We start from the raw sequence: 24,990 nt of genomic DNA, 5'->3' as shown, positions 1-24,990 counted from the left end.
TTGGCTTAGGATATTGTCACTGTATGTGAATGAATATTCGTTAAGTACCGAAATAAGTGTTAGTGCTCATCCCCCAGAGGAAGACACCTCTACGAGTACTGACATCGACAAGCTATAGATATATGGAGAATAAAATGGCTGGTGTATTGGGAATGATTCTTGCTGGTGGTGAAGGCTCTCGCTTAAGACCTTTGACTGAATCTCGCAGCAAACCCTCGGTTCCTTTCGGTGGTAGTTACCGCTTAATTGATTTCGCTTTGAACAACTTCGTTAATGCTGATCTTATGAAGATCTACGTATTAACACAATTTAAGTCACAATCTCTGTTCCACCACATGAAAAAAGGTTGGAATATCAGTGGCATCACAGATCGTTTTATCGACCCAATTCCTGCGCAAATGCGTAAAGGAAAGCGTTGGTATGAAGGCACAGCAGATGCTATCTACCAAAATATGGGCTTTATGGAACTGGAAGAACCTGATCAAGTCTGTATTTTTGGTTCTGACCATATCTATAAAATGGACATCAAACAAATGCTTGATTTCCATAAAGAAAAGAAAGCAGCGTTAACCGTCTCTGCACTGCGAATGCCGCTTGCTGAAGCATCAGAATTCGGTGTTATCGAGGTGGATGCTGAAGGCCGTATGATTGGCTTTGAAGAGAAGCCTGCAAATCCGAAGTCGATTCCAGGAGACCCAGAGTCTGCGCTCGTTTCAATGGGCAACTACGTGTTTGAAGCGAAAGAACTTTTTGCTGAACTAACGGAAGATGCAGATAAACCTGAATCTTCACATGACTTCGGGAAAGACATTATTCCAAACATGTTCCCACGCGGTGATGTGTTTGTTTATGATTTCAGCACCAACCGTATTACTGGTGAGAAAGAAGAAGTTTACTGGCGCGATGTAGGTACGATTGATGCGTACTGGCAAGCACATATGGACCTTCTTAAGAAAGATGCACCATTCTCGCTATACAACCGTAAATGGCCTCTACACACTTACTATCCGCCACTACCACCAGCGACGTTTACTGACTCGGCTAATGGTCGAATTCAGATCATTGATAGTCTTGTGTGTAGCGGTAGTTACGTACGTGGTTCGCGTATTGAAAAGAGTGTATTAGGCTTCCGCAGCAATATCGCATCAGCGTGTGATATTAGTGAGAGTATTTTATTAGGTGATGTGAAGGTGGGCGAGGGTTGTATACTTCGTCGCGTTATCATTGATAAAGATGCAGACATCGCACCAGGCACTCAAATTGGTGTAAACCTGACAGAAGACAAAAAGCATTACCACGTATCTGACGATGGTGTAGTTGTTATTTCTAAAGGAGCGCGAGTTGGTTACTAAAACTCTCTCGGTACTTTTTGTAGCGTCTGAAGTTGAAGGCTTGATTAAAAGTGGTGGCTTGGCTGATGTAGCCAAGGCACTGCCGAAAGCGTTACAAACACTCGAACAGGACGTTCGAGTGACTATTCCCGCGTATAGAAACATTCCAAACATTGATGCAGCCGAAGTCATTTTATCGACCGAGCTCGATCATTGGCCTCATACCGCTTACCAAGTCAAAAAACTGAGTGTAGAAGGTGTTCAAGTTTTTGGTATCGAATGTGCCAAATATTTCGACCGTCCAGAAATGTACGCAGAAAATAATCAAGCTTACGCAGATAACGGAGAGCGTTTCTCGTTCTTCAGTGCAGCTTGCCTTGATATGCTTCCCAAGCTTGGCTTCCAACCTGATATCATTCATGCAAATGACTGGCATACAGGCTTTGTTCCTTTTTTGCTTAAATCACGTTATCAACAACATGATTTCTTTGAAAATACGCGCAGTGTTATCTCAATTCACAACGCAGTTTTCAAAGGTGTGTTCGCATACGATGAACTGCAATTTCTACCAGAAATGCATAGCTACAATGTGCCTGAAGCTTCAGTGAGTGACACGCATGTCACAATGCTGAGAGCCGGCGTGATGTGTGCTGATAAGGTGAACGCAGTAAGTCCAACGTATGCCGAGGAGTTGAAAACGGAATTAGGCAGTCACGGTATGGCAGCAGAATTCCAGTACAGATCCGCGGATCTTTTTGGCATTTTGAATGGTTGTGATTACGGAGCTTGGAACCCGGAAACGGACGCTTTCCTCCCTCGTAAATTCAAAGCGACAAAGCACAGCATGGTTCGTGGGAAGTCAGCTTGTAAGCAAAAACTGCAACAAGATGTTGGCCTCCCCATCACCGATTGTGCGGTTTATGGCATGGTTTGTCGTTTGACTAATCAGAAAGGTGTTCATTACTTACTGCCTATCATCGAACAGTTTTTGAAAAACGATCTTCAGATCGTGATTGTCGGTACTGGTGATCCAGTTTTAGCGAGTCAGCTGAAAGAGCTGTCGGCACTTCACTCAGATCAGTTCTCGTTTGTAGAAGCGTATAATAATGAGCTTGCGCACTTAGTTGAAGCGGGTTCTGATTTCTTCTTGATGCCTTCGGAGTTCGAACCTTGTGGCTTAAACCAAATCTACAGCATGGCTTACGGTACGTTACCGATTGTTCGCTCTGTGGGCGGTTTAAAAGACAGTGTGAATGATTACGATCAGGATCCCGAGATAGCGACCGGCTTTGCTTTTGAAGAGCCAACACCGCAAGCGTTACTGGCAGTATTGCATCGTTCATTACTACTTTATGCACAAAACCCCGCTGAAATTAAGCGTGTTCAACTTTACGCGATGCAACAAGATTTTAGTTGGGAAGATGCGGCAAAAGAATACCTTACGATGTACCATTCTGCATTTTAACGTGCTGAATTAGCTGTAAAATAAGCTGATGTATAACAACTGAACTTAATAGTAGAAGGCGCTCTGATAGTAGAGTGCCTTTTTGTTTTCTGGTCAGATCACATCACGTTTAGGAAGACAAAACTTGCAAACTCATTTTAGTCAGGTAGAAAAGGTGGGGTAGGTATTCACATGACTAATGTTAGGTTTGACACTATTATCACTTAAATTTCTTGATTGCGTGATATCCTTAGCCATCGCCTTGTGATGAGGCAGAGCTCCATTCCAATAATTAAAGCGATAGGTATGTCTGAGAGTTTACTATTTCATAAAACATTTACTCACCCTACGAGCGATGAGTGGGTTGTATTTGTGCATGGCGCAGGAGGCAGTTCCTCCATCTGGTTTAAGCAGATCAAAGCTTATAAACAGCACTTCAACTTGCTTCTCATTGATTTGAGAGGGCATGGTAAATCAGACAATATCCTCAAAGGGCTGATTTCGAATCGTTATACGTTCAAATCGGTGACGCTTGATATTCTTAAAGTGTTAGACCATCTGAAAATCCGTTCTGCACACTTTGTAGGCATGTCTTTGGGCACGATTATTGTCCGTAATATCGCAGAGCTAGCGGCTGGTCGAGTACGTTCAATGGTGCTAGGTGGTGCCGTGACCAAACTCAACACTCGCTCTCAAGTCTTAATCAAGTTGGGTAACTTGAGTAAGCACATCATTCCTTATATGTGGTTATACAGCCTTTTTGCTTACGTTGTGATGCCACAAAAAAGCCAAAAAGAATCACGTCACCTGTTTATCCGCGAAGCCAAAAAGCTGTGCCAAAAAGAGTTTAAACGCTGGTTTATCCTTACGGCTGATGTGAACCCATTGATGAAGTACTTCAAAGACCGAGAGTTGCCGATTCCAACTTTGTATTTGATGGGCGAGCGCGACTACATGTTCATCAAGCCAGTAAAAGAAATGGTAGAGGCGCATAAGTCGAGCGAGCTAGTAGAAATTCCGAATTGTGGACACGTATGTAACGTAGAAAACCCTGAAGAATTCAATCAACGATCTATCGCTTTTATTCAAAAGCAAATTCAGTGATTATCTCGATTCTTCATCAGAACAGACGCTCGAATAGAATTGAGACAAAAACGGGAAGCTAATTTTAGCTTCCCGTTTTTATTTGGAGGAGGTATCTGACCGAGTGGTTATAAAAGGCCGTTGGAGCCACTTTACCTTTCAAAACCTGCTATTCAGGTGAAGCAGCACCGCACTGCCAACAAGAACCGAATTGTGCTTCGTTGACTTCATGACATTCTCCGCAACGCCACTCTTCATAAATGATTGAATCTTGCTGTTTCTGGTAGTCATTAACAACTGCCCGGGCTTTGCTCGCCAATTCTGGCTCATATAACCATACGTAAGGGTCAGTCTCTTCGGTAAATGGGATTTCCCCTTTCAAACCGAATAACCCTTCACCACGGACTTCACACGCAATATTCACACTTTCTAGTAATCCACAAATGATGTGGGCTTCTGTCGGATTCGATGCACTGAAGATTTTCATTGAGATAGAACCTTATCTGGCTATATGCGTTATTCAGCCACAGGTGCTGAGCGAAATTTATTCATCAACCATTTAGCAATGATTGGGAATACACCCAGTAAGGCAAATGACAATAGTACTGAAGGGGACACGATACCCGAAAGTGAATCAATTTCCGCGAGTTGAGTACCAGCATTCAAGAAAACAGCGGTACCCGGTAACATCCCTATTTGACTCGTGATGTAGTAACGACTCACGGACATCGGTGTTAGACCCATCAACAGATTGATAAGGAAAAATGGGAATACAGGAATCAGACGCAGAGAAAACAAGTAAAATGCTCCGTCTTTTTCAACGCCCTTGTTAATCGTTGCTAATTTGTCACCAAATTTGGTTTGGATCCAGTCACGTAAAAGGTAGCGGCTACTTAGAAATGCGAGGGTTGCACCGATGGCACTGGCGAAAGAGACCAGCAGCAAACTATTCCAGAAACCAAATAGCGCAGCTCCTAACAGGGTCACAACAGCAGCACCAGGAATTGAGAAAGCAGTAATCATTACATACGCGACAAAATAGATAGCAGCGGCAGCAATGAAGTTGCTATCAATGTAGTCATTTAAAACGGCTTGTTGGGCCTTGGCATTTTCAAGCGTTAGGTATTGGCCGAAATTGACGCCTAACAAGACGATGGTTACGACCAACACAATACCCAATATCATTTTCTTACTCATTGATACTTCCTCTAAATTTTCAATGTATACCATTAGTATAGATAGACAGGCAAAGCATAGATTAACTTTCAGCAGATATAAAAAAAGCCGCAGTAAATGCGGCTTAGTTATGTATATAGTTTTTCACTTACAATGTTAATTGACGCGATTGATAAGCTCTTCACGACGCTGCTGCGGTATAACAGACCAATGTGTGCCATTGATCGCGCCTTCTAGCGCCCAAAGTAGTTCAATACTGACAGAAGACGCATGTGATTCTTTGATGGCGTTAAATGCGTTTACAGAGCCAGATTCATATAAACGTTCTACGGAATCGATCCCTGCTTTTTTCAACATACGCTCAGTGGCGAGCCGAAGGTTGGGCAGATCTTTGAGTCGAGTAGGCTTAGCTGAAGATTGCTCAGCTTTTTCTTCTTTAGCAAAACCCAGAGACGTCGTTGCAAGCTGCAAGATTTTCTCTTGGTCTTGCCACAGGCCTTCGGGTAAAGCGAAATATTTAGTAACGACAGGGAAACCACGTTTTTTGTAGACGTACGGTTGAAACCCTTGTTGTTCGAACTGTTTCGTTGTGCATTTGTCTGCTCGTATGTGCAGCTGGTCATTTACAACCAGAGCAAACATAGTGTCATCAGCAAAAAGACCGAAGCCACCAAACATCGAGCGTGATTTTATTTTTCCTAGGGATTCAAATAATTTCATTGAATCCTTTAGTATCGGTTTATCCATGTTATTTATCTCGGTGTATTTGAACTACGCCACCAAATAAGCAGGTCCGAGAGATTAGCAAAATGTTGCAATTAAATTGTCAATTAGCCGTAAATTACTAAATTATTAGTAGTTACTGCATTTTGCCATCGGTAACCCCGCTACCATACCAACGAGTGGTTTAGGCCGGAAGCTTTGCGTCTCACTCTTTCAAGTGATTTGCCCTGTGCGTGACTGATTGAATAGAATAAAGTTTTTGTTGAATGAGGCTCACACTTGTTATTTCAAAATGTGATATTGCTTCAATTAATGATCTTTCCAGTATGATACCAGGTTCATTCATGTTGTTGATAAAAAAAGCGCACCTAAAGGTGCGCTTAATTATATTAAACTGAATTTATCAATTAATTTAACGTTTTAACTGTGCTTCGCTCAACAATTTCAGGGTGCATTTCGAACACACGCTTTTCATGGTCTTTATCTTTAATGCGTTCTAACAAAATTTCGAAAGCGTTCTTACCAACACGACGTTTGGGTTGGTGAACCGTTGTTAACGGCGGAGAGAAGTATTCAGCCAACTCGATGTTGTCATAGCCGATCACTGAAATATCTTCAGGGATACGAATTCCTTTCTCTTGCAATCTGCTCATTAGGCCGAGTGCCATCGTGTCGTTAAAACAGAATACGGCCGTTGGGCGATCTACCATCTTAATGATTTTCTCTGCAGCAAGAACCGCAGTATCACACTCGAAGTTACCTTCAATGATCATGTTATCATCGGTAGCAATCTTAGCTTCGTTGAGTGCGCGTTTGTAACCCGCGATGCGTTCAACACATGCCGCTTTGTCTAAGTGGCCACTTAAACAAGCAATCTTGGAGTGACCGTGCTCAATGAGGTATTTGGTCGCTAGGTAACCACCTTCCTCAGAGTTGTCGATGATCTTATCTGCTTGAGAACTCTCAGGGCCCCAATCCATAATCACTTTAGGAATGTCAGCGTGACGGTCTAACATGCCTCTTAGCTCTTCAGTTAGGTCAGAACACATAACTAAGATGCCATCTACACGTTTCTCTGCAAGCATTCGAATGTAGTCACGTTGCTTCTCATAGATACCGCCCGTATTACACAGAATCAAAGTGTAACCTTGACGGTAGCAGTAGCTTTCAACACCATCGATAACTTCAGAGAAGAATAGGTTAGTTGATTGAGTAACTAGCATGCCGATAGTGCGGGTTGTATTGCACTTCAAACTACGAGCAACGGCACTTGGTGCATAGTTCAGTTCGTCTACGGCTTTATTTACTTTTTCTTGCGTCGCTTCTGCAACAAAGCGAGTTTTGTTGATTACGTGAGAAACGGTTGTTGTTGATACGCCTGCTAAGCGAGCGACATCTTTTATAGTGGCCATGGTTTTATCCTATTAGAAGCTACTTTCCCAAAGTACGGAATGAAGTAGCCGTTAAGCTACCTAACTAAGAGCTTAAATTTGTAGGGCTCTTTGGGTACTAAAGTGCTAAAAAACAAAAAACCGCTATTGAGCGGCTTGTCTTAACACCGAAATGCTCAAAACTATAATAAGCATAGCATTTCGTGAATGTTTCATATTTTATCGTTTGCGGTCACAATTTTAGACTGACTAGAAATTACTCGCAATAAAATTCACCCGGAAATCCGGGTGAATTGTCACATTCTTCTGAATTTATTTAACGAGTCATCCAATAAGCTTATTCACCAGCAAGGTATTGGGTGTCCAATTTGCAGAATGCAAGTAGCAGAGATGAGACTGAAGCGTAGAAACCGAATTCGTCAACGTCATGACATTTAACGTTGAACTTTGGTACCCAAGTAAGAAGTTGTTGCTCGATAAATTGCTGTTGAACAATGAACGATTTTTCTAGCTCTTCTTCAAGTTCCGTTTCATTAGAACGGATGATCAAGTTGCCAAGGAAGTCGAGTGCGATAGCGATGTGGTCAGCTGGTTCTTTTAGGTCTTGGTTCACCACTAAGTTGTGCTTGGCCATGATCTCTTCCATATCTTTTGCTGGCTTATCATTCAAAAGGCCAGTCTCACCGATATACATAGAAGCGTAAGGAAGTGCGCCATGCTTATCTGTTTTTAAGAATAAGTCACAGAAGTCAGCAGACAATTCTAGTTGAGCATCCTCACGCGTTTGTAGGCGGTTTAGCGCATCCACTAGGCTATCGATCGCCGGCTTTAGTGTTTCATTTTCGCCTAAACCAGTTAGGAAAGAACGAATTTCAACAGAGTGGTAGTGATCGAGTTCTTCTTGAGTGAGCTCTTTAGCGAATAAGCTTGATAGCCACCAGTATATTTCTGCTCTTTGCTCGTTGAACGCTTTCGTATCTTTCATTTCTTAGATCCTGATTTAGTCTTGTGGTGTTACTTATATGCATCTTGAAGTTACTTGTGCAAAGCACACCAAGGCTGAATAACAAGGTTATTTGCGAAACGCAAAGTTACTCGTTAGTAGTAATGCCTATATTGAATTGCGATGGACGATAAATAGCAAGGTTTAAGATTGTCTTGTATCAAAAAAGATCCATGTTTCTGGCTTTTATCTTGTGTACCACTAGAATTGTTACGAGTTATGAATAGAATAGTCACTGAAACTATTAAATAAGAAAAGTGGTGTAGATGAGCTATCACGTATTAGTCGTAGAAGATGATGTGGTAACCCGCAGTAAACTGGTCGGATACTTCCAGAACGAAGGTTACACAGTAAGCGAAGCGGAAAGCGGCGCTCAAATGAGAAACGTGTTAGAAGATAATAACGTTGACCTCATTATGCTGGACATCAACTTACCAGGCGAAGATGGATTGATGCTAACTCGCGAATTACGCAGTCAATCAGACATTGGAATTATTTTAGTTACTGGACGCACGGATAGCATCGACAAAATCGTTGGCCTTGAAATGGGCGCTGACGATTACGTTACTAAACCCTTCGAACTTCGCGAGTTATTGGTTCGAGTTAAAAACCTACTTTGGCGCATTTCTGCCGCTCGTAAAACAGCAGCAGGTAAGGTTGAAGAGACTGAAGACGAATCTGTGGTTCGTTTTGGTGAGTGGACGTTTGATATCCCTCGTCGTGCGCTAAGCAAAAACGGCGAACCGGTAAAACTGACTAAAGCTGAATATGAACTGTTGGTTGCGCTCTCTTCTTACCCTAACCAGGTATTAAGTCGTGAACGCATTCTGAATATGATCAGCCACCGAGTGGATGCTCCAAACGATCGAACTATCGACGTGTTAATCCGTCGTATGCGTGCGAAGATGGAGTTTGACCCTAAGAATCCACAAATTTTTGTAACGGTTCACGGTGAAGGTTACATGTTCGCTGGTGATTGATTTCCTTCGGGAATGACCAATCAACAACGATATTTAAACGTAAAAAGCCGAGACATCATTGATGTCTCGGCTTTTTTATTACTTAGCTTTTACTGTTTATGAACTGGAAACCTGCAAATTACTTGGTTAATCAGTCTTGCCTATCTGGCCGAGTCTACAGATAAGGCTATGTCTACAGGTAAGATTATGTCTACTGATAAAATTCAGTTTACTGATTCGGCTGAGCTTATTGAGGCTGCGCCGCAGAAATACCACCGTCATCTTCAACTAAGCGAGATGTTTCAGGAACAACAATGGGTTCTTCAACGGTGTCATTACTTGTATCAAGCCAATCACGCAGGCTTTGCCACATCAACCCCATTGTTTCGTGCCAGTAACGTTCAGTTTGCTCAAGGTAAAGAGCTTTGGGCATGTACTTATTCCAAGGTTCAACAATCCCTTCTTGTGCAAGGTAGTTGGTTGGTGCTGGTAATGGCCTCATGCCGGCAGCATGGAATTCATTCAATGCGCGAGTCATATGGCTAGCGGAAGTTACCAGTACCATTCTTTTATTTTTAACGAACGCAGCGGCTTGGCGGGCTTCTTCCCAAGTGTCTTTTGCTGTTTCAAGCAGAATGATATCGGGCTTTGAGACACCTAGTGCCAACGCAACTTTGGCCATCATTCTAGCATTGCTCACTTCAGTGCCTGCGCCATAGCCAGACAAAATGAGTTTTGCACCAGGGTAAAGGCGTAGAATACGAATCCCTTCACTTAAACGCATTAGACCGGTGCGACTAAGCTCTGATGTTGGTGGGATTTGGTCGTCTACGACGTGACCACTTCCGAGAACCATCACGTAATCGATGGTTTCATCGACAGGTAAAAAAGCGGTGTGTTGCCTTTCCATTGGCATTAAAAGTTGATTAGAAACTGGCTGGAAAGCGATGAGGAAAATACCACAGAGGGCTGAAAGGGTGATTAGGCAACCCGTCTTCCTTTTGGTAGTAAACATCACTAGGGCTAAACCCAGAAAAGCGAGAATTAACATTGCTGGCAGTGGCATCAGTAACGAAGACACTACTTTTTTCAGCTCAAACATATCCGAATAGTCCGAAAAAACATCACTTAGTAGTAAAAAGAGACATCGCCTCTTTATTCCTGAAATTCCTGTGACAGAATAGCAGGCACGATAGGACATAATAACTCAAGTAGCCGTGACTGAAGACCGTAATTTCGACGATATTGCCCACAAATTTGCAAAAAACATTTACGGCTCTGACAAAGGAGAGATCCGTCAGATCATCGTATGGGAAGATTTAGAACAAGCTTTGAGCAAATTTGAGCAATCAGCTTCGCCGCTGCATGTGCTTGATGCTGGAGGCGGCCTTGCGCAGATGTCGCAAAAAATTGCGTCGCTTGGGCATAACGTTTCTCTTTGCGACCTCTCTTCTGAAATGCTGAAGCTAGCAGAAGAAAGTATCAGCGAAGCGGGTTTGTTAGATCAGTATCGATTCATCCATTCTCCGGTACAAAAAGTCGCAGAACATCTCGATGAGAAAGTCGATTTTTTGATGTTTCATGCGGTAATGGAATGGTTAGCCGATCCTAAAGAGGCGCTTGATTTATTGTTGGAGCAAGTAAGACCCGGTGGCGTTGCCTCGATAATGTTTTACAACCATCACGGATTAGTCTTGAAAAATGTGATTTGTGGCAATATTCCTCATGTATTGAATGGGATGCCACATCGAAAACGGTTTAAGCTGCAACCACAAAAAGGCTTGAAGCCAGAAGAGGTTTACCAATGGATAGAAGACGCCGGTCTAGAAATCTGTGGTAAATCAGGCATTCGCTCTTTCAGTGACTACATAGGTAATATGGAGTACATGGGCGATTACCAATTTGAAGATGTATTGGAACTAGAAAAACAGCTATGTCGCCAAGAGCCATATCTGTCGCTAGGCCGTTATATTCACGTTTGGGCTCAAAAACCTGCGCAATAACAGCGGTGAATGTGGTAAAAGAAGCCACAACATGCGCTATGCAATCGTAACAAGCCCGCGTCATAAAGAAATAGGCGTCATATCTAATACGTTCGATATGACGAAGAACAGTAACAGGAACCACAATGAGTGAAATGACTCAAACTGCCGAAGAGCAGCCAATTGATGAGTTGGTGGGCTGGGTCAAGCAGCATGATTTTTCATTAAACTTGCCACCAGAGCGTTTAGCATTTTTAATTGCTATCGCAGTACTAAGCAATGAAAGGTTCGATGAAGAGTTGGGCGAAGGTGAACTGCACGATGCATTTACCATTGTCACTCGACTGTTTGAAGATACTGGCGAAGCGTCTGCGTTTCGTGCCAACAATGCCATCAATGAGCTAGTTAAACAGAAGTTGATCAGCCGCTTTACCAGTGAAATCACCGATGGTGCGAGCATCTACCGCTTATCACCGTTGGCCGTTGGTATCTCTGATTATTACTTACGTCACCGTCAGTTCTCTAAATTAAAACTGTCTATTCAGCTTTCTATGGTTGCCGATGAGATGGCAAAAGCCATTGAAGCTGCGCAGAAGGGCGGAACCCCGGGGCATTGGAAAAAGAACGTTTACGGCGTGCTTAAATATTCAGTCGGTGAAATTTTCGATCAGATTGATCTTAACCAACGTGTTATGGATGAGCAGCAACAAACCGTTAAGCAGCAAATTGCCGACCTTTTAAATAAGGACTGGCGAGAAGCGATTAATAACTGTGAAGCTTTGTTATCAGAAACTTCTGCGACGCTAAAAGAATTGCAAGATACCTTGCAAGCGGCGGGTGATGAACTGCAAACACAGATCCTCGATATTCAAGAAATTGTTTACGGTGACGATGAACTCGAGTTCGTTGGCGAAACCCTGTTCGGTTTGCAAATGAAGCTTGACCGAATCACCAGTTGGGGTCAACAAGCGATCGATTTATGGATTGGCTATGACCGTCACGTGCATAAGTTTATCCGTACCGCGATCGATATGGACAAAAACCGTGCCTTTAGCCAGCGCTTGCGTCAGTCAGTCACCGACTACTTTGATGCGCCTTGGTTATTGACCTACGCCGATGCTGAGAAGCTGACCGATCTTCGTGATGAAGCGCTCGTGCTTCGTGATGATGAAGTGATGGGACAAGCGCCAATCGACGTTGAGTACGAAGAATTTGAGCAAGTGAATGATCTGCTTTCAGAACGAATTGCAGAGATGTTAAAAGCTCACAAACAGCAAGGCGCGCCAATTGACCTTGGCCTTGTGCTACGCGATTACCTCGCAGTACACCCTCGCACACACCATTTTGATTTAGCCAGAATTGTTGTCGACCAAGCCGTGCGCTTAGGTTACTCAGAGTCTGACTATCAGGCTATTCAGCCGGATTGGCAGGCAATCAACGATTTCGGTGCAAAGGTACAAGCAAATGTCATTAACAAGTACTGATGATTACATGCCAGAGAAACTGGTAAAAGCGATAGCGAACCCGTTGTTCCCTGCGCTAGATAGCATGCTGCGTTCAGGTAAGCATGTTTCAACCGAAGACCTAGACAACCACGCGTTGCTGTCTGATTTTGAAGTGGAACTTCAGCATTTTTACCAACGCTACAATACGGAACTGGTAAAAGCGCCGGAGGGTTTCTTCTACCTGCGTCCGCGTTCTACATCTCTGATTGGCCGTAGTGTGTTGTCTGAACTAGACATGCTGGTTGGTAAGGTGTTGTGTTTCTTATACCTAAGCCCAGAACGTCTTGCTCATGAAGGTATCTTCACCAATCAAGAACTGTTTGATGAATTGATGTCGTTAGCGGATGAGAAAAAGCTCATGAAGCTAACAACGAACCGCGCATCTGGTTCTGACTTAGACAAAGAAAAGCTCTTTGAAAAAGTACGTACTTCTTTGCGTCGTTTACGCCGTATCGGCATGCTGATTGCGATTGGTGAAACCGGCAAGTTCCGTATCAGCGAAGCGGTATTCCGCTTTGGCGCTGACGTTCGTGTTGGCGACGATATGAAAGAAGCGCAATTACGTCTTATCCGTGATGGTGAAGCTGTGGTTCATACCCAAGAGCCTAACCAAGGCAGTTTGTTGAATGAAGAACAAGCAGAAGCGGTATCAGAACTAGAAGCAGATGTAGACGAAAACGGTCAACAAGACATTTTTAACGATCAAGCTGACTTTGACTTAGAGTCGAACGATGGCGAACAAACAAAAGTAGAAGGTGAAGCATGATTGAAAGAGGCAAGTATCAATCATTAACCATGATCAATTGGAACGGCTTCTTTGCTCGCACTTTTGATATTGATGGATTGGTTACAACGCTTTCTGGCGGTAACGGTGCAGGTAAGTCGACCACAATGGCGGCATTCATCACAGCATTAATCCCTGACCAAAGCCTTCTGCATTTCCGTAACACAACGGAAGCGGGCAGTTCACAGTCATCTCGTGATAAAGGCCTTTACGGTAAGCTTCAGCCGGGCGCATGTTATGCGGCGCTAGATGTGGTGAACTCTCGCAACCAACGCCTATTGTTTGCAGTAAAACTGCAGCAAGTAGCGGGTCGTGATAAGAAAGTAGACATCAAACCGTTCGTAATCCAAGGCCTTCCAAGCCATGTAAAACCAACGGATGTGTTGATTCAGAACGTTTCAGACAGTCATGCTCGCGTGTGTCAGTTAAACGACGTAAAAGCGGCGGTTGCACAATACGAAGGCGCGCATTTTAAAGCGTTTTCTTCGATTGTTGATTACCACTCACAGATGTTTGAATACGGTGTCGTACCGAAGAAACTGCGTAACAGCAGCGACCGTTCTAAGTTCTACCGCCTGATCGAAGCATCGCTTTACGGCGGTATTTCTAGCGCGATTACACGTTCTCTACGTGATTACCTTCTACCGCAAAATGGTGGCGTGAAGAAAGCATTCCAAGACATGGAATCAGCACTACGCGAAAACCGTCTGACGCTAGAAGCGATCAAAACGACTCAATCGGATCGTGACTTGTTCAAGCACTTGATCACTGAATCTACGAACTACGTGGCAGCAGATTACATGCGCCATGCCAACGATCGTCGCAACAAGCTTGATCAAACTATGAAGTTCCGTGGTGAACTATTTGGTTCTCGCGAAACCTTGCTTGATCAAAACAACTTGTTGAACCGCGTTCAAGAAGAGCTTGAGCTGTTGGTCGATCAAGAATCGGCACTAGAGCAAGATTATCAAGCGGCTTCGGATCATCTTCAATTGGTTCAAACTGCACTTCGTCAGCAAGAGAAAATTGCTCGCTACAGTGAAGATTTAGAAGAGCTTAATGAGCGTCTAGAAGAACAGATTATGGTGGTTGAAGAAGCTCAAGAACGAGTACTTCTTGCTGAAGAGCAGGCAACCATTACTGAAGAAGAAGTGGATAGCCTGAAAACTCAGCTTGCTGACTACCAACAAGCGTTGGATGTTCAGCAGACTCGTGCGCTTCAATACCAGCAAGCGGTTCAAGCATTAGAGAAAACGAAGCAGCTACTTGGTGATGAGTCTATTACTGCAGAAAGCGCATTAACTCTGGTTTCTGAGCTAAAAGCACAAGAAGAATCAAGCACTCAAACGTTACTGTCGACTAAGCATAAACTAGACATGTCTTCTGCTGCGTCTGCACAGTTCGACAAAGCGCTCGCTCTTGTTAAAAGCATCGTTGGTGACGTTGAGCGTAAAGAAGCGTCTAACAGTGCTAAGCAAGCTTTAGAAAAAGGCCGTAACGCAAAACACGTTGTTGAAAACGAACAACAGTGGCGTGCTCAGCACCGTGACATGGCTCGTGATGTGGCGCAGCAGCGTCAAGCAAAAGAGCTTGCGACTGAATACCAAAAGCAACACAACATCTCACTGACTGACGAAGCGGTTTTCGATGAAGAACGTGAACGCCATGCAATGCAGATCGAGTCTCTTGAGTACGCTCAAGAAGAGCTGCGTGAAGCGAAGAGTGAGCAACGTCGTGTGCAACAAAACCACGACCAAGAGATTCAAAAACTTGAGTCTATTGCTCCAGCGTGGATCACGGCGAACGACGCACTTGAAGTTCTAAGAGATCAAACAGAAGCTGAGCTAGAAGATAGCCAAGCGGTTATGACTCAAATGCAACAAGTGCTCGAAGGCGAAAAGTCTCAATCAGTAGCAAAAGATCAGTTAGCAACTCGCCGTGCTGAACTTGAGCAAGAGATTGAACGCTTAGCTTCTCCGGGTGGCTCTAACGATCCTCGTTTGAAAGGTTTAGCGGATACGCTTGGTGGCGTTCTGCTTTCTGAAATATATGACGACATTACCATTGGTGATGCACCGTATTTCAGTGCGATGTACGGTCCTGCTCGTCATGCGATTGTGGTCTCTGATCTTGATGGTATTAAAGAGAAGCTGGTGGATCTTGATGATTGTCCAGATGACCTTTACATCCTTGAAGGTGATGTCGACGCATTTGATGACAGCTCATTCAATGCTGATGAGTTAGAGGGCGCGGTGTGTGTTCAGCTGAACGATCGCCAAATGCGTTACTCTCGTTTCCCTGAGATCCCTCTGTTTGGACGTGCGGCTCGTGAACAACGTTTAGAGAAATTGCGTGAAGAGCGTGATGTTGTTGTGGAAAACCACGCGAAAGCGGCGTTTGATGCACAAAAGCTGAATCGCCTATACCAAGCATTCAATAGTTTTGTTGCTAAGCACCTACACGTTGCGTTTAACGCTGACCCTGAACAGGCACTAGTGTCTATTCGTGACAAGCGTAACCAGATTGTACGTTCTTTGGCTGAATTAAATTCTAAAGAGCAACAGCAACGTAGTCAGCTACTACAAAGCAAGCAGGCATTAGGTGCGCTAGACAAATTAGCACCAATGGTTCGTATTTTAGAAGACGAAACATTGGCTGAACGCCTAGCTGAATTAGAAGCGCAACTAGAGCGCTTGAGCGAAGCTAAGTCGTACTTGAACAACCATGGCAAGGCACTGGCGTCTTTAGAGCAGATCGTTTCTGCACTAGACGCAGACCCTGAACAGTTCGAGACACTGGAAGCACAATATCAACAAGCTGACCAAGCTCTACAAAGCCTGAAAGGTAAAGTGTTTGCTCTGTCTGACTTGATTGAACGTCGTCACTACTTTGCCTATGCGGATTCTGTTGATCTTCTAAACAAGAGCAGCGAACTGAGCGAGCAATTAAAAGCGAAATTGGTTCAAGCTGAACAAGCTCGAACTAAAGGCCGTGATGGCTTGAAACAAGCTCGTGAACAGATGAACCAGTACAATCAAGTATTGGCAGCACTGAAGAGCTCACATCAAGCGAAACAAGAAACGGTTCAAGAGTTCAAACAAGAGCTACAAGAGTTTGGTGTCAATGCTGATGAAGGCGCTGAAGAACGTGCTGTACGTCGTCGCGATGAACTGCACGAACGTCTGCATACTTCTCGTGGGCGTAAGAGCGAATACGAGCGTACGATTACATCAACTGAACTTGAGATGAAAGCACTGGCCAAGCGTCTTAAGAAAGTTCAGAAAGAGTACACAGAGCTTCGTACCTTCGTAGTTGCAGCAAAAGCAGGCTGGTGTTCAGTACTTCGTTTAGCTCGTGAGAATGACGTTGAACGTCGTTTACACAAGCGTGAACTGGCTTACCTAACGGCGGGCGAACTTCGCTCAATGTCAGACAAGTCATTGGGTGCGCTACGTCTGGCTGTCGCTGACAATGACGACCTACGTGATTCGCTGCGTCTCTCTGAAGACAACGCGCATCCAGAACGTAAGGTTTTGTTCTACATTGCGGTTTACCAACACCTTCGCGAGCGTATTCGTCAGGATATTATTCGTACGGATGATCCGGTTGAAGCTATCGAAGAGATGGAAGTTGAGCTAGCTCGACTAACAGAAGAATTGACGCAGCGTGAAAATCGCCTGGCAATCAGCTCTGAGTCCGTAGCAAGTATCATCAAGAAAACGATTCAGCGCGAGCAGAACCGTATTCGAATGCTGAACCAAGGTTTGTCTAACATTTACTTTGGTCAGGTTAAAGGCGTACGTCTGAACGTTAAGATCCGTGAAAGCCACGAGATCTTGCTATCAGGGCTAGCGACTCAACAAGAGCAACACAAAGACTTGTTTGAATCAACGCGCTTTACCTTCTCAGAAGCGATGGCGAAGTTGTTCCAACGAGTGAACCCGCATATCGATATGGGTCAACGTTCTCCGCAAGTTCTGGGTGAAGAGCTACTGGATTACCGTAACTACCTAGAGCTGAGTGTTGAAGTTAACCGTGGTTCAGATGGTTGGTTACAAGCGGAATCGGGCGCACTGTCTACGGGTGAGGCGATCGGTACGGGTCAGTCAATCCTATTGATGGTTATTCAGAGCTGGGAAGAGGAATCTCGTCGACTTCGCAGTAAAGACATCGTTCCATGTCGTTTGTTGTTCCTTGATGAAGCAGCACGTCTGGATTCTAAGTCGATCTCTACGCTGTTTGAACTGTGTGACCGCTTGGGTATGCAACTTCTGATTGCAGCACCTGAAAACATTAGCCCAGAGAAAGGTACAACCTACAAACTGGTTCGTAAGGTCTTCAAAGATCACGAACACGTACATGTTGTTGGCTTGCGTGGTTTTGCTCAAAACAAACCAGCATCACCAGTACAAGAGCTTATCGAAGAAACTGAGCAATAACTTTGATAGCCGAGTTATAACCTTGATAGCGCACCTATAAGCTCGAAAGTGACTCAATGATATTTGTTCAAAGCCCCTAATCATTAGGGGCTTTTTTGTACCTTGAATCTAATTTCTACAACTGAGCACCTTCCGCCTAATCCTCTCGTCGATACTGATAAGACCACTCATACCTTATGGTTATTATCAATGGAACTTGTTTGAGGTCACACGCACAAAACCACAAATAATGTATGGTAATGATATGGATTTAATAATATTAATAATATTGTATTACTTAAATTTTAATTATTGATAACTCGCGTGTGCGAAAGGTAAAGGTAGGACTTAGGTATGATTCAAATCGTTATTGATGGGAAATATCGAATCGTCGAGCAAGGGCAAACTGTTCTTGAGGCGGCAAAAATATGTGGTTTAGAGATCCCGTCTTTATGTGGTTTGAACAAAACAGCGGATAAAGTACCGTGTGATTTGTGTGTTGTTGAGGTAGATGGTGTTGGTATGACACGTTCTTGTGAACTAGAAGTGTCTAATGGATTGGAGATTACGACTCAGTCAAAGCAACTGACCGATCATCGACAAGAAGCACTAAATCGTATCATGACAGATCACTACGCTGACTGTGAGGCGCCATGCCAAACGGCTTGTCCTGCTGGCGTTGATATCCAGTCTTACCTCCATCATATTGCTCAAAATGATCACATTAAAGCGATTGAGGTGATCAAAAAGACACTACCAATGCCACTTTCAATTGGTCGAGTATGTCCTGCTTTCTGTGAAACGGAATGTCGTCGCAACTTGGTCGATGAATCCATCGCGATTCGCCAACTCAAACGACACGCTGCCGACGCAGATTTAGCCGCTCAAGAGAGCTACATGCCAACTAAGAAACCAATTAAAGGCAAGAGTGTTGCGATTGTTGGTAGTGGCCCCGGTGGGCTTACGGCGGGTTATTATCTATCTAACGAAGGCTATGATGTCAGTGTTTATGAGTCATTGCCCAAAGCTGGTGGCTGGCTACGTTATGGTATCCCTGAATATCGTTTACCTAAGTCGATTCTAGACAAAGAAATCGAACTGATGTGTCGTAACGGGATGTCGGTAGAGTGTGATAAAAAGCTCGGTGTTGATTTTACATTGTCTGATTTGAGTAACGATTTTGATGCGGTTTGTTTAGCGGTTGGTGCATCGCAAGCAGTTGAAATGAATTATCCGGGCAGCGAGCTTGGCGGTTGTTATCTAGGCGTCGAATACCTGAAAGATTACGTGACCGATCAGCAGTTCATTACCGGTAAAAAAGTAGCGGTGATCGGTGGCGGTAACACTGCGATTGACTGTGCGAGAACGGCAGTGCGAGATGGCGCTGATACCACGCTGATCTACCGTCGGACTCGAGATGAGATGCCTGCAGAAGATTACGAAATCGAAGAAGCTGAGCATGAAGGCGTGAAATTCCACTTCTTAACCAACCCGGCAGAAAACATAGCCGATGAAAATGGTCATGTATCAGAAATACGATTAGAGCGTATGGCTTTGGGACCAGCAGATGCCTCTGGTCGTCGTAGCCCTAAACCAACAGGCGAATTCTTTGTTGAAGCGTTTGATACGGTTATTGCTGCCGTGTCGCAAAAGCCGGATCTGAGCTTTATGGACAATGAAGCGATTGATATTCCTCTTACTCGTTGGAATACCGCTGATGCCGATCCGCAAACCATGCATACAGGTACCGGCAATATCTTTAGTATCGGTGATTTCCGACGCGGCCCTGCAACCGCAGTGGAAGCGGTGGGGGATGGGCGCATTGCTGCACAGGCGATTGATCGGTTCTTTCATGGTGACATGGATAACATTCCGGCTAAACCGTTTAATTCAAGAAAGCACAAGCAGCTCAAAGCGGTGGATCCTGAGCAATACAAATCCATACAGCGTATGGCGCGTAAGATCATGCCAGAGCTAACCCCCGAGCAGCGTGAACAAAGCTTTGACGAAGTAGAAACAGGATTTGATAATGCTGATGCAATTGCGGAAGCAGCAAGATGCCTAGAATGTGGCTGCCAAGCCAATACCGATTGCGACCTACGAGACTACTCGACCGAATACAAAGCAACGCAAACACATCCAGAGTACAAAATCGATGTGGCTTCGAATGAGAACTGGCAGGCGATACGCGCAGAAGAAGCGAAGGTCGGTTTAACAAGACAAAAATTTGCAGTTGATGACAGTTCAGAATTTATTATCTTTGATGCCAACCGCTGTATCAGTTGCGGCCAGTGTATCCAAGCGTGTCGCGAACAGAATGTTCATGGTGTTTTAAGCTTCATGAATCAATTTGATGGCAAGCCTGCATCAAGACCTGAATGTCGTCCTAATTTTGGGGCAGACAAGACCTTAATGGGCGACTCAAACTGCGTTCAATGTGGATCTTGTATTCAGGCGTGTCCAACCGGTGCAATGGTCGATGCTCGTGATAGAAAGCAGGGAGGCACAGACCTACTCAAGAAAGTCGATACTATCTGCACCTATTGTGGTGTGGGCTGTAAGCTAACCATGCATATCGATGAGCAGACAAACAAAATCCGTTATATCGAAGGCGGTGACTCTCCGGTTAATGAAGGCATGTTGTGTGTTAAGGGGCGATTCGGCTTCGATTTTGTGGGCAGTGATGCGCGTTTAACCACACCATTAATTCGTAAAGATGGCTGGTTGCAACCTGCAAGTTGGGAAGAAGCGATTAAGCTCATTGCTGATAAATTTACCGCGATTAAACAGGGCTTTGGTAGCAATGCTTTGGCGGGCTTCTCGTCGGCGAAAACCACCAATGAAGACAATTATGCCTTCCAAAAATTCATACGCCGCGAATTAGGCACCAATAACGTCGATCACTGCGCACGTCTTTGTCATGCTTCGACTGTTACCGGTTTAGAGGCTTCGCTGGGTAGCGGTGCAATGACCAATGATATTCCAAGTATCAAGCATTCAGATGTGATCTTTATTATCGGTTCAGACACGACTTCAGCACACCCAATTATTGGCTCGCACATCAAGCAAGCGGTGAGGCATGGTGGAGCACGATTGATCGTTGCTGATCCAAAACGAATCGATATTGCTGACCATGCTGAGCTTTACTTAGCGCACCGACCGGGCACCGATGTGATGCTGATTAATGGTGTGATGCAGCAGATCATCAAACACGGTTGGTACGATCAAGATTATATTGATGATCGTGTTGACGGCTTTGATACCTTATTGCAGGAAGTCATGTCACCAAGCTACTCACTTGATAAAGTTGAATTAGTGACTGGCGTGAAAGCGGAAGATATCTTCGCGATGGCTCGTTTGATTGGTACTGCAGAACGCACCGCAGTGTATTATTCGATGGGTATTACGCAACACACTACTGGTCACGACAACGTACGTTCAATCGCTAATCTACAACTCTTGTGTGGCAACATTGGTATCGAAGGCGGTGGTATAAACCCATTACGTGGTCAATCCAATGTTCAGGGCGCGTGTGATATGGGGGCATTGCCGAACAACCTTCCAGGTTATCAGAAAGTGTATAACCCGATAGTTCGTCAAAAATTCGCGATGGAGTGGGGAGTTTCTGACTTACCAGCGGAAGCGGGGTTAACGCTCACCGAAATTATTGATGGAGCGTGCCATCGAGATGTTCGCGGTCTTTATGTCATGGGTGAGAACCCAGTGTTGAGTGACCCAAATCAAGCGCATGTGATTGAAGGCCTTGAAGCGTTAGATTTCCTAGTGGTTCAAGATATTTTCTTAACCGAAACCGCTCAGTATGCCGATGTGGTTCTGCCGTCTTGTTCGTTTGCTGAAAAGTCTGGCCACTTCACTAATACAGAGCGCCGAGTCCAACGTATTAATCCTGCTGTTAATCCGCCCGGTGACGCGAAAGAAGATTGGGTGATTATTCAAATGCTAGCCAATGCAATGGACGGCGGTTGGGACTATAAAACCGTTGCTGATATCACCAATGAGATAGCACGTGTAACGCCGCAGTATGGTGGTTTACGTTGGGAGAATATTACGGTGAACGGCGTCCAATGGCCAAGTAATAAGAATAACCCTGACGGTACACGCATCATGCACCAGACTCAATTCACTCGCGGGCGTGGTCAAATGGAAGCGATTCCGTTTAGATACGCAGCAGAACTTCCTGATGCGGAATACCCGCTAGTATTAACGACAGGTCGCATCCTAGAACAGTTCCACACCGGGACCATGACACGTAAAACCAAAGGGCTTGATAACTTGGCAGGACCACGTGCGATGGTGAGTGTTCATGATGCCGAAGCGTTAGGGATCTCGAATGGCCAGATGCTCAAAGTATCAACCCGTCGTGGAGAAATTGAAATCGCGGCATTTGTCACTAAGCGAATGCAAAAGGGGGTGGTATTTATTCCATTCCATTTTGTCGAATCTCCAGTTAACCGCTTAACTACGACTGCAACCGATCCGCACGCTAAGATCCCAGAGTTTAAGGTGGCGGCAGTCCGCATTGACCCAATTCGTGAGTCTGAAGCAGAAACAACAGAAGTTTAGTTCCGAGCGTTAAGCTAATTAACGATAGGCATTAAAAAGCCGCGTAACTCTCAGAGTTATGCGGCTTTATTTCTTGAGCTAGACTCGGTGTCAAATGACCGAGTTAGTCGCTTAGTTTGAAGCGAGTTCGTTACCGTGAACACCAAATTGCTTTGCGGCGTATGCCACGCGCTCGGCAGGTTTTGGATATTCAGCTGGCGTGCCTAGGTTTTCAATATGATGCAAGCGAGGCAATAAACCCGCGCCGTTTGCAATCTGTATTGCTAATCCTGGACGAGCGTTTAGCTCTAGTACCATTGGGCCTTCTTCTTGGTCTAAAACCATGTCAGTGCCCATGTAACCAAGGCCTGTCATTTCCCACGCGCTTGATGCTAGCGTAAGCAGTTTTTCCCAATGCGGTACTTGAAGTTGTGCCAACTCTTTGTCCGTATCCGGGTGGTGAGTCACAGGGTGGTCAAATTGAACCGCACGAACGGCTTTGCCTGTAGCAATACAGATGCCCACACCCACAGCGCCTTGGTGCAAGTTTGCCTTGCCGTCAGAAGCTGAAGTAGAAAGACGCATCATCGCCATCACAGGGTAGCCTTTGAATACGATAATTCGTACATCGGGCACACCTTCATAACTGAAGCCATCAAAACACTCGTCAAACTTGATGAGGTTTTCAACCACGGCTACGTCGTTCTTACCGCCCAGTGAGAAAAGACCCGCGAGAGCGTTACTGATGTGACGCTCTACGTCTTCTTCATTGATAGTCGAACCCGATGGCTTGGTATAAACACCATCCTTGTGAGAAATAACAACAAGGATACCTTTACCACCACTACCTTGAGCGGGCTTGATTACAAACCCCGGCCACTCTTTAACCATCTTGTGGATTGTTTTTACTTCAGCTTGGTGACCAATAACGCCAATCAGTGTTGGTACGGTTGCACCAGCTTGTTCAGCAATAATCTTAGTCTTAAGCTTGTCATCAACGAGTGGATACTTGGAACGATCATTGTAGCGACCAATATAACTATGGTTACGCTTGTTCATTCCCATTATGCCTTTGTCTTTCAACTTAAACGGTGAAGTAAATTGATCAAACATAACTTAGTCCTCCGCTAGCGGTTTAAAGCGACGAAGCTCGGTTAGGCGGTAGCCTGTGTAGTTACCTAGTAGCAAGATGGTCGCTAGAATAACAAGCTGTAAACCAATAAAGTTAAACGTTAAATGCTGGATGAACGGGTTAGTCATACCTAAATAAACAAGAACAGCGGTAAATAGAGAACCACCACCTTGTAGCACTACCTCTTTCGCCCCTTCTTCTTCCCAAAGGATAGACATACGTTCGATAGTCCAAGATAGGATAATCATTGGGAAGAACGTAATCGATAGACCTTCAGTCAGACCGACTTTAAACGCCACTACAGTAAACACAGAGATAATCATGATTACCGTAATGATTACGGCGGATATCCTGGCGACCAGTAGCAAGTTGAGCTTGGATAAGTAACTTCGAATAATAAGACCTGTACCTACAATCAGTAGGAAGCCGACAATACCCGTTACCAATTGTGTTTGTACAAAGGCTACCGCAATCAGTACAGGCATGAACGTACCAGACGTCTTCAGACCGATGATGACTCGTAGGAACACAACAATCAGAGCACCGATAGGAATCAGCATGATGGTTTTAAACATCGCTTGCTCTTCTAACGGCAGACTGTGAATGGAAAGGTTTAACAGTTGATCCGCAGAGACTTTACTGTTGGTTGCTTCAGTGGGAGTCACCTCCTGAGCAATCATAGAGAAGTGTACTTTACTGTTCTGACCGCCAACCACGTCTAATAGAGATACATTTGATTCATCCCAAATTAGCAGGTTTGGCTGAACTTGCTGTTCGCTTGATTCAGGAGAGAATAAAACCCATTGGTCGTTATCCCAGATCTGGTTCATTTGCTGGATAGATTGACGACGACGGCCATCTTCTAGCTCGATAACGCCAACCACTTTATTGTGGATATTTGCTGCTGAAAGTAGCTTGTGTGTTGCTTCAACTTTGCTCATGTTATTCAGAATCAGCGCAGAGTTTTGGCTGTCTGGATCATTAAGTGTTTTGATAAGTTCACGAGTGAAGGTGATGTTGTCTGCTGAGCGCTTAGTTGCTCGGTCAATCAGTGCCAACGCTGCCGCTTCTTCTGGGCCATCAAAGCTTGGTTGCGTGATTTCACCTTCTGGTGGGATAGCATCAACTTTCGCTTGGTTATCGACAAGGAATTGAGTCTTGTAGTAGATAGTTTGCGGGCCATCAGCGTGGCGAATAGACCATTCAGCACGACGACCTGACTCGGTGTTCAAGTAAGAGATGCCGTAACCTGGTGACGAAGCTGACTCACCAATAAGTGTGTAATTAGACTGAGTGTGAGGAGCTGCTAATGAAACTTTTGCTTCTTTGCCTACTGCGTTGAACTCAATACGAGCTTCAACGTCCCAAACCTGTCTGGTTTCCCCTGGAGTCCAAGGTACACCGTAGGTGGTATGTCTGAACATACTCAGTGTTATACCTGCCACGATAAGCAGGAATATAGAGATATAAAATGGAATTCTTGACGTCATAGCTTA

17 protein-coding genes and 1 riboswitch are annotated in these 24,990 nt (G+C 44.6%); of the genes, 9 read left to right on the top strand and 8 right to left on the bottom strand.

Translation table 11 applies throughout. The features are described 5' to 3' along the window. Positions 1-134 precede the first annotated feature (134 nt). From glgC to AC3CID_RS10270, 3 genes are all read left to right on the top strand, one after another. A complete protein-coding gene (glgC, locus tag AC3CID_RS10280; RefSeq protein WP_017078163.1) occupies positions 135-1,352 on the top strand; it encodes a glucose-1-phosphate adenylyltransferase in 1,218 nt (405 codons plus the stop codon). Beyond that, a complete protein-coding gene (gene glgA, locus AC3CID_RS10275; protein WP_488526510.1) occupies positions 1,342-2,796 on the top strand; it encodes a glycogen synthase GlgA in 1,455 nt (484 codons plus the stop codon). The genes glgC and glgA overlap by 11 nt, the downstream gene beginning before the upstream one ends. 285 nt (positions 2,797-3,081) lie before the next feature. Beyond that, positions 3,082-3,879 carry an alpha/beta fold hydrolase gene (locus AC3CID_RS10270; RefSeq protein WP_488526509.1) on the top strand — a complete coding sequence of 266 codons (798 nt, stop codon included), beginning with the start codon at positions 3,082-3,084 and terminating at the stop codon, positions 3,877-3,879. A gap of 148 nt (positions 3,880-4,027) precedes the next feature. Here the strand turns inward: AC3CID_RS10270 and AC3CID_RS10265 are convergent, their stop codons facing one another. The 5 genes from AC3CID_RS10265 to torD form a co-directional block, all read right to left on the bottom strand. Further along, on the bottom strand, positions 4,028-4,345 hold the full coding sequence (locus AC3CID_RS10265) for a putative signal transducing protein (RefSeq protein WP_017078165.1): 318 nt from the start codon (positions 4,343-4,345) through the stop codon (positions 4,028-4,030). 29 nt (positions 4,346-4,374) lie between these two features. Then, entirely contained in the window at positions 4,375-5,055 is a 681-nt protein-coding gene (locus AC3CID_RS10260; protein WP_004736447.1) for a TVP38/TMEM64 family protein, read from the bottom strand. Positions 5,056-5,190: 135 nt separating this feature from the next. Beyond that, positions 5,191-5,781, bottom strand: coding sequence for a TfoX/Sxy family DNA transformation protein (locus tag AC3CID_RS10255; RefSeq protein WP_004736448.1), 591 nt, complete (start codon positions 5,779-5,781; stop codon positions 5,191-5,193). Between the two features lie 127 nt (positions 5,782-5,908). Then, a riboswitch (cyclic di-GMP riboswitch) is annotated at positions 5,909-5,994 on the bottom strand. A 170-nt stretch (positions 5,995-6,164) separates the two neighbouring features. Beyond that, complete coding sequence (purR, locus tag AC3CID_RS10250) at positions 6,165-7,169, bottom strand: HTH-type transcriptional repressor PurR (RefSeq protein WP_065204902.1); 1,005 nt, start codon at positions 7,167-7,169, stop codon at positions 6,165-6,167. Between the two features lie 316 nt (positions 7,170-7,485). Then, positions 7,486-8,133, bottom strand: coding sequence for a molecular chaperone TorD (gene torD, locus AC3CID_RS10245; RefSeq protein ID WP_108149821.1), 648 nt, complete (start codon positions 8,131-8,133; stop codon positions 7,486-7,488). 284 nt (positions 8,134-8,417) lie between these two features. On the opposite strand from torD, the gene torR reads away from it, so the two are divergent. Then, a complete protein-coding gene (gene torR, locus AC3CID_RS10240) occupies positions 8,418-9,131 on the top strand; it encodes a two-component system response regulator TorR (protein ID WP_054547289.1) in 714 nt (237 codons plus the stop codon). Between the two features lie 226 nt (positions 9,132-9,357). Here torR and elyC read toward each other — a convergent pair whose 3' ends face one another. Then, entirely contained in the window at positions 9,358-10,212 is an 855-nt protein-coding gene (gene elyC, locus AC3CID_RS10235; RefSeq protein ID WP_171310799.1) for an envelope biogenesis factor ElyC, read from the bottom strand. Between the two features lie 115 nt (positions 10,213-10,327). On the opposite strand from elyC, the gene cmoM reads away from it, so the two are divergent. From cmoM to fdhF, 5 genes are all read left to right on the top strand, one after another. Continuing rightward, positions 10,328-11,113: a tRNA uridine 5-oxyacetic acid(34) methyltransferase CmoM gene (cmoM, locus tag AC3CID_RS10230; protein ID WP_171327786.1), complete on the top strand. Its 786-nt coding sequence runs from the start codon at positions 10,328-10,330 to the stop codon at positions 11,111-11,113. A 125-nt stretch (positions 11,114-11,238) separates the two neighbouring features. Further along, a complete protein-coding gene (mukF, locus tag AC3CID_RS10225) occupies positions 11,239-12,576 on the top strand; it encodes a chromosome partition protein MukF (protein WP_488526508.1) in 1,338 nt (445 codons plus the stop codon). Further along, positions 12,557-13,363, top strand: coding sequence for a chromosome partition protein MukE (gene mukE, locus AC3CID_RS10220; protein WP_054547292.1), 807 nt, complete (start codon positions 12,557-12,559; stop codon positions 13,361-13,363). Before mukF ends, mukE begins: the two co-directional genes overlap by 20 nt. Then, a complete protein-coding gene (mukB, locus tag AC3CID_RS10215) occupies positions 13,360-17,820 on the top strand; it encodes a chromosome partition protein MukB (RefSeq protein WP_488526507.1) in 4,461 nt (1,486 codons plus the stop codon). The genes mukE and mukB overlap by 4 nt, the downstream gene beginning before the upstream one ends. A 333-nt stretch (positions 17,821-18,153) precedes the next feature. Beyond that, positions 18,154-22,383, top strand: a complete 4,230-nt coding sequence (gene fdhF, locus AC3CID_RS10210; RefSeq protein ID WP_488526506.1) for a formate dehydrogenase subunit alpha — start codon at positions 18,154-18,156, stop codon at positions 22,381-22,383. 111 nt (positions 22,384-22,494) lie between these two features. Here the strand turns inward: fdhF and AC3CID_RS10205 are convergent, their stop codons facing one another. Further along, positions 22,495-23,475 carry an alpha-L-glutamate ligase-like protein gene (locus tag AC3CID_RS10205; protein WP_004736463.1) on the bottom strand — a complete coding sequence of 327 codons (981 nt, stop codon included), beginning with the start codon at positions 23,473-23,475 and terminating at the stop codon, positions 22,495-22,497. A gap of 3 nt (positions 23,476-23,478) precedes the next feature. After that, on the bottom strand, positions 23,479-24,984 hold the full coding sequence (locus AC3CID_RS10200) for an inactive transglutaminase family protein (RefSeq protein WP_054547295.1): 1,506 nt from the start codon (positions 24,982-24,984) through the stop codon (positions 23,479-23,481). Positions 24,985-24,990: the final 6 nt, after the last annotated feature.

The sequence above is a fragment of the Vibrio sp. QJM3NY_21 genome (assembly GCF_057785975.1).
The sequence above is the reverse complement of the archived record's forward strand: the minus strand, read 5'-3'. Positions and strand labels throughout refer to the sequence as shown.